Genomic DNA, 6,580 nt, shown 5'->3' with positions numbered 1-6,580 from the left:
GCGGAGGATCCGCGCGCTGACCCGGGCCCTGCTCCGCGCCCTGGTCCGGCGCCCCTACTGGGACCCGCCCGACCCCTCCTACGTCGTACGGCGCTGGCCCGGGCTGACGGCGATGTGCTGCGCCACCCTCTTCTTCTGGCTCTCGCTGACGCCCTCCCTCGTGCCCCGGCCCTGGCTGCTGCAAGGGGTGATCGGCGGGATAACGGCCGCCATCGGATACGCCATCGGCGCGCTCGGGGAATGGCTGGTACGGCTCACCGTGCGCCCCGTGTGGCGCCGCTGCCGACACCGCCTGCGCGACCGCCGAGGCCTACGCGACAGCCAACCCCCGCGCGACCGCCGACGCCTGCTCGGCGGCCAAGGACGGCGCGACGGCCAAGGACGGCGCGACGGCCAAGGACGGCGCGACGGCCGACGCCTGCTCGGCGGCCAAGGACCGCGCGACGGCCATGGACGGCGGCCCGCCCCGCGCCGGCGGGCCCGCGCCTGGCTGGCGTACTACGCGCTCAGCACCGTGGCGACGATCGCCGCGCTGTCCTGGAGCGCCGACGCACAGCGGGAGTTGCGCAGGCTCCAGGAGATGCCGGAAACCCTCACCTGGCACTCCATGATGATCGCCGCGGTGGCGCTGGCGATCTGCGGCGCGCTGGTGGCGCTGGGGCGCACCGTACGGCTCGGCACCCGCGCGCTGATCCGGCTGCTGGGCCGGTTCGTGCCGCGCCCGCTGGCCATCGGTGTGAGCCTGCTGGTCAGCGCGATGGTCGTGGTCTTCGGCACCCGGGACGTCGTCTTCGACCGCGGCATCATCGACGTCGCCGCGTATCTGGCGCAGAAGACCGACAAGAGCACCAAGGACGGCATCACCCGGCCTCGCACGCCCCTGGTCTCGGGCAGCACCGCCTCCCTCGTCGACTGGGACGAGCTGGGCTACGAGGGCCGCAACTTCACGGGCTCCTCCCTGACCTCGCGGCAGATCACCTCCGTCACCGGCAGGTGGGCGATCCAGCCGATCCGCGTCTACGTCGGCCAGGAGTCGGCGCCCACCTTCACCGCACGCGCCCGGCTGGCGGTGCGCGAGCTGGAACGCACCGGCGCGTTCGACCGGAGCGTGCTCGCCATCGCCGGCACGACAGGGCGCGGCTGGGTCAACTCGACGGACGCCGAACCGCTGGAGTACATCCACGGCGGCGACACCGCGATCGTGGCCGTGCAGTACTCGTACCTGCCCAGCTGGGCGTCCTTCCTCGTGGACAAGGAGGAGGCGGGGCGCGCCACCCGCGCCCTGGTCGACGCGGTCCGCGCCCGCCTGCGGCAACAGCCCGCCGACCGGCGCCCCGAACTCGTCGTCTTCGGCGAGTCCCTGGGCGCCTACGGCATCGAAGCCTCGTTCGACGGCCCCGACGACATGCTGTCCAAGGTCGACGGCGCGGTACTGGCCGGATCACCCAACTTCTCGCCCCTGCGCAGGGAGCTGACCGCGCACCGGGACCCGGGCAGCCCCATCTGGCGGCCCGAGTACGAGCACGGACGCCACTTCCGGTTCGCGCAGTGGCCCGAGAAGGACCTCACCCGCCCGGGGCCCGCCTCCACGTGGGAGAAACCGCGCGTCGTCTACCTGCAAAACGCCTCGGACGCGATCGTGTGGTGGTCCCCGGGACTCGCCCTCGACCCGCCACGCTGGCTGCGCGAGCCGCTCGGCCCCGACATCACGGACGAGGTCAACTGGTTCCCGCTGGTCACCTTCTGGCAGACGACGGTGGACATGGCCGTCTCGTACGGCGTCGGCGCACCGCACGGCCACCGGTACGGCAACGGCTCGGTGGAGGCCTGGGCCGCCGTCGCGCCGTCCGAGGGATGGACCGACGCGGACACCCAGCGGTTGCGGCGCTTCATGGACCGGCGGGAAGCCCCGTACTGACGGCGCCGGGGCCCTCCCGCCGGGCGGCTACTTGTCGCCGTCCCCCGGCAACTGTCCCTGACCCGGGCCGGGAGCGGGGGAAGGGGCATGGCCCTCGCCCTGGGCACCGGCCGCGCCCGGCTGCGGAGCGGCCTCCTTCAACTGGCGGAGCGTCTGCTCCTGCGCGTACCCCTTCAGATAACCCACGACCGTGTTGCTGACGGCGACCAGCGGCACCGCCACGACCGCGCCGGGGATGCCCGCGATGAGGCTGCCGCCCGTCACGCCGAGGACCACGGCGAGCGGGTGGACGCGCACCAGCCGGCCCAGGATGAACGGCTGCAGGATGTGGCTCTCGATCTGCTGGACGGCCAGCACCACGGCCAGCGCCAGCGCGGCGGAGACCGGACCGTTGGTGACGAGCGCGACGACGACGGCGAGCGCGCCGGAGATCACCGCACCGACGATCGGGATGAAGGCGAACAGGAAGATGAAGACGGCGAGCGGTACGGCCATCGGCACGTTGAGGAAGTAGAGCCCGATACCGATGAAGATGGCGTCGATCAACGCGACGATCACCGTGCCGCGCACATATCCGGTGAGCGTCGCCCAGGCCCGCGGTCCCGCACCTGCGACGCCCTCGCGGGCCGCCGAGGGCACGAACTTGAGCGTCCACTCCCAGATGCGGCGGCCGTCGTAGAGCAGGAAGAGCGTCACGAACATCGTCAGCAGGGCGCCCGAGAGGAACTCGACGATGACGGTGACGCCCTCGATGCCCGCCGAGGTCAGCTCCTTGCTGTTGTCACCCACCCAGTCGCTGAGGTTCTGGGCGATGTCGTTGATCTGGTCCTCGGAGACGTGGAACGGGCCGTTGAGCGCCCAGTCGCGCAACTCCTGGATACCGGCCTGCACCTTGTCGGTGAGGGTGTCCAGGTTCTCCATGACCTGCCACACCACGAACCAGCCGACCAGGCCCATGATGACGAACCCGCCGATGAAGGTGATGGCCGTGGCCAGGCCGCGCCCGAGCCCGATCCGCCGCAGCCGGGCGACCGTGGGCTGGAGCAGCGCGGTGATGAGCAGCCCCGCCGAGAACGCGATGATCACCAGGCTGATGGTGCTGACGACCTTCATCAGCACCCAGATGACACCGGCGAGCACCAGCAGGCGCCACCCCGCCTCAGCGGCGACCCGCACGCCCCACGGCACGGCGGCGGCCGGTTCCGGTTTGGCGGCTATGGCAGGCGCGTACTGGGGGGGCGGGGGCACGTAGTCGCTTCCCGTCCCGGCGCTGCCCGCCTCCGCCTCGGCCTGGGCACGGCCGGCTTCGACGTTGTTCAGCCGGTGGTCGATCCCGTCGCCTCCGCCACGGTCCGAGCCGGGGTCCGACCCCACTTCGGCGCGCCGCTCAGCGGCCTTCGCGGCCCATCGGCCCACGGCCGCCCTGAGCCTGTCCGTCCTGCTCGTCATTCCGCTTCCTCCGCCCCCGCTCGCCAGTGGCTTCGCCGTGTGAGGGACGACGTTACCCGGGCCGATGGTTGCTTTCCGCATCGGACGCAGGCCGGCCGAGGCGCTACCCGGCCCGCGCGCGGGGAAGCCGCAGGCGACCGGGGCCGGGGGCCGCACACGAGGATGCCCCCCGTGGCGATCCTGGCGGATCGCCACGGGGGGCATCCCGTCCGGACACGCGGTCCGGCAAGCCGTGCGAGGCCGGTCGGCTCAGTACCAGTGGTTGGCCTGCCAGAAGTCCCACGCACCGCAGGGGCTTCCGTACCGGTCGTTCATGTAGTTGAGGCCCCACTTGATCTGGGTGGCCGGGTTGGTCCGCCAGTCGGCACCCGCCGAGGCCATCTTCGAGCCCGGCAGCGCCTGGACGAGGCCGTAGGCACCGGAGGAGGCGTTGGTCGCCTGGTAGTTCCAGCCCGACTCGCGCGAGACGATCTCGGAGAAGCACTGGTACTGACCGCCGCCGACGATCTGCTTGGCCATCGACTGGACCTCGGCCGTGGAGTAAGAGGACTTCTGCGCGAAGTCGGCGCGGTCCGAGGAGCGGCTCGAAGCGGACTTGATCTTGTCGCGCTCCTTGGCCTTCTCGGCGGCCTCCTTGGCGGCGGCCTCCTTCTCGGCCTTCTCCCTCTTGGCCGCAGCGTCCTTCGCGGCCTGCTTGCGGGCGGCTTCCTCGGCCGACTTCTTCGCCTTCGCGTCCGATGCCGCCGAGGCGGCGTCGGCCTGCTGCGTGAGCGAAGCGGTCTGTGCCTGGGCCTGCGACCCGGCCGGTATGTCCTCTAGGAGCGTCGCCTGCGCGGCGGTGGCCTCGGCGTCGGACGCCTGGCCCTGGTCGGCGCCTGCGGCAACCCCGACGACGGCGCCGACGGTGGTGACCGCGGTGGCGGACGCCACGGCGAATCCCCGGACCGAAATCCGAGCAGTCACACGGTTTCCTTCCAACATGCCCGCTCGGGTGACCTCGCGGACGCAATCGTGCCCCTGGCACTGGCCTCCCTTGTATGGGCGCGGGAGACACGGGCCCGGTGGGCCTCCCCTCGGGGAGAGCCCGCGTGGTTCTTCGGGCGGCATACGGCGCGACTGCTGTTCAGTTCTGTACTGCTGTGCGGTGTCGCACCGTTGGTGGTGCGGATGTGCCGTATGCGGGGCCTGACAGGACCCACACCTTGCCGGAACCCGACGCGTCGAAGCAATTCAGCGTTGAGTGGGAAAGCTCACACGGCGTTTGGGGCAAAGAGATCTCGGAAATCAGCGCGCGATCAGGCCCCGTGCCGCTAGGGTGTTGCGCCCTTTCCGGCACGGGGCCCGTCTCGGCGGGCGCCGCAGCGCCCGGTACTGACGTCACGTCAGCGGGATGCCGCCCGGCCGACCGGTTCGGAGGAAGGCCGGCCGGCCGTACTGACTCAGGGCGGATGAGGGTCTGATCGCCCTGACGGATGTCCGGTTGATCGTCCAAAGGACGTCCAAGTGATCGGACGATCCGGTGGACGGATCAGACGCGGCCCTCCTCCAGCATCTCGGTCACCAGCGCGGCGATCGGCGAACGCTCCGAGCGCGTCAGAGTGACGTGGGAGAAGAGCGGATGCCCCTTCAACCGCTCGACGACGGCGACGACACCGTCGTACCGCCCCACCCGCAGATTGTCCCGCTGCGCGACGTCGTGGGTGAGCACCACCCGCGAGTCGGTGCCGATCCGGGAAAGCACCGTCAGCAGCACGTTCCGCTCCAACGACTGCGCCTCGTCGACGATGACGAACGCGTCGTGCAGCGACCTGCCGCGGATGTGGGTGAGCGGCAGCACCTCCAGCATGCCGCGGGCCACCACCTCCTCGATGACCTCGCGGCTGGTGACCGCCGACAGCGTGTCGAAGACGGCCTGCGCCCACGGGCTCATCTTCTCCGCCTCGGTGCCCGGCAGGTAGCCCAGCTCCTGGCCCCCCACCGCGTACAGCGGCCGGAAGACCATCACCTTGCTGTGCTGCCTGCGCTCCAGCACCGCCTCAAGACCGGCGCACAGGGCCAGCGCGCTCTTGCCCGTGCCCGCACGGCCGCCCATCGAGATGATGCCCACCTCGGGGTCGAGCAGCAGATCCAGCGCCACCCGCTGCTCGGCGCTACGGCCCTTGATGCCGAACGCCTCCCGGTCCCCGCGCACCAGCCGGATGCGGCCGTCCGCGGTCACCCTGCCGAGCGCCTTGCCCTTCTCCGACTGGAGTACCAGGCCTGTGTGGACGGGCAGCTCCGGCGCGTCGTAGGGCAGGGCCACGCTCTCCTGCGCGAACAGCTCATCGACGTCCTCGCCCGGAAGAGTGAGTTCCGCCATGCCCGTCCAGCCGGAATCGGTGATGGCCAACTCCGCGCGGTACTCCTCCGCCAGCAGCCCGACGGAGGACGCCTTGATCCGCAACGGCAGGTCCTTCGAGACGACCGTCACGTCGTACCCCTCCGCCTGGAGGTTCCGCGCGACCGCGAGGATGCGCGAATCGTTGTCACCGAGCCTGCCCTGCGTGTTCAAGAAGGCGGCCGGCAGCACCGCCGGATCGGAGTGGTTCAGCTCGACCCGGAGCGTGCCGCCCTGGTCGCTGAGGGGGATCGGCGCGTCGAGCCGGCCGTACCTGACCCGGTACTCGTCGAGCCGGCGGAGGGCCTGCCGGGCGAAATAGCCCAGCTCTGGGTGGTTGCGCTTGGCCTCCAACTCGGTGACGACTACCACGGGGAGCACCACTTCGTGCTCGTCGAACCGGTCCATGGCGGCCGGGTCCGCCAGCAGCACACTGGTGTCGATGACGTACGTGCGCCGGTCGGACTCGCTGCGCTTCTTGCTGATCACCACGGTGGGACGTACCCCCTCGGATGAGGTCGGGGAGCGACGGCGTCGCGGGGGAAGAGACCGGAGAGCGCCCGCACCACGCGGGCCGGCCTCCGGCCCTCCGCGTCCTGCGCCCGCGCCGACCGCTCGGCCTGGAGCCTCACGCGGCCCGGGGACGTCCGTGGTGTCCAACAGGGCCTCCCGGCGACCGTGGCCCTGCGAGGGCACGGTCGTCAGGGATATTCCCTCCCGAGTGGTCATGCATGCAATGACATGTGGCACGCCTGGGGTGGGAGAGAGCCCAGCGCCGTGCAGGGCCCCCTCGGGGGCCTCGTAGGAGGGGCCCCGGGCCCGTGCGGGCGCGGGGC

The 6,580-nt window shown here is 71.4% G+C and carries 4 protein-coding genes; 1 reads left to right on the top strand and 3 read right to left on the bottom strand.

Features of this window, described 5'->3' with window-relative positions:
- Positions 1–7 precede the first annotated feature (7 nt).
- Positions 8–1,918 (top strand): alpha/beta hydrolase, encoded by a 1,911-nt coding sequence (locus tag AB8Z75_RS28240; RefSeq protein ID WP_369206845.1) that lies wholly within the window; start codon positions 8–10, stop codon positions 1,916–1,918.
- Between the two features lie 27 nt (positions 1,919–1,945).
- Here AB8Z75_RS28240 and AB8Z75_RS28235 read toward each other — a convergent pair whose 3' ends face one another.
- The 3 genes from AB8Z75_RS28235 to AB8Z75_RS28225 all read right to left on the bottom strand — a co-directional run bounded on the left by AB8Z75_RS28235 (position 1,946) and on the right by AB8Z75_RS28225 (position 6,236).
- On the bottom strand, positions 1,946–3,367 hold the full coding sequence (locus tag AB8Z75_RS28235; RefSeq protein ID WP_369206843.1) for an AI-2E family transporter: 1,422 nt from the start codon (positions 3,365–3,367) through the stop codon (positions 1,946–1,948).
- A gap of 249 nt (positions 3,368–3,616) precedes the next feature.
- On the bottom strand, positions 3,617–4,348 hold the full coding sequence (locus AB8Z75_RS28230) for a transglycosylase SLT domain-containing protein (RefSeq protein ID WP_369206841.1): 732 nt from the start codon (positions 4,346–4,348) through the stop codon (positions 3,617–3,619).
- A 547-nt stretch (positions 4,349–4,895) separates the two neighbouring features.
- Positions 4,896–6,236: a PhoH family protein gene (locus AB8Z75_RS28225; RefSeq protein WP_369206839.1), complete on the bottom strand. Its 1,341-nt coding sequence runs from the start codon at positions 6,234–6,236 to the stop codon at positions 4,896–4,898.
- Positions 6,237–6,580: the final 344 nt, after the last annotated feature.

This window comes from Streptomyces sp. PU-14G (assembly GCF_041028275.1).
Lineage (GTDB): Bacteria > Actinomycetota > Actinomycetes > Streptomycetales > Streptomycetaceae > Streptomyces.
This window is presented reverse-complemented; position numbering and strand designations above follow the sequence as displayed.

What these genes read in the sequence shown, in the direction of transcription:
- AB8Z75_RS28230 (WP_369206841.1), bottom strand. Translation starts at nt 4,348, where the DNA reads ATGTTGGAAGGAAACCGTGTGACTGCTCGGATTTCGGTCCGGGGATTC.
- AB8Z75_RS28235 (WP_369206843.1), bottom strand. Translation starts at nt 3,367, where the DNA reads ATGACGAGCAGGACGGACAGGCTCAGGGCGGCCGTGGGCCGATGGGCC.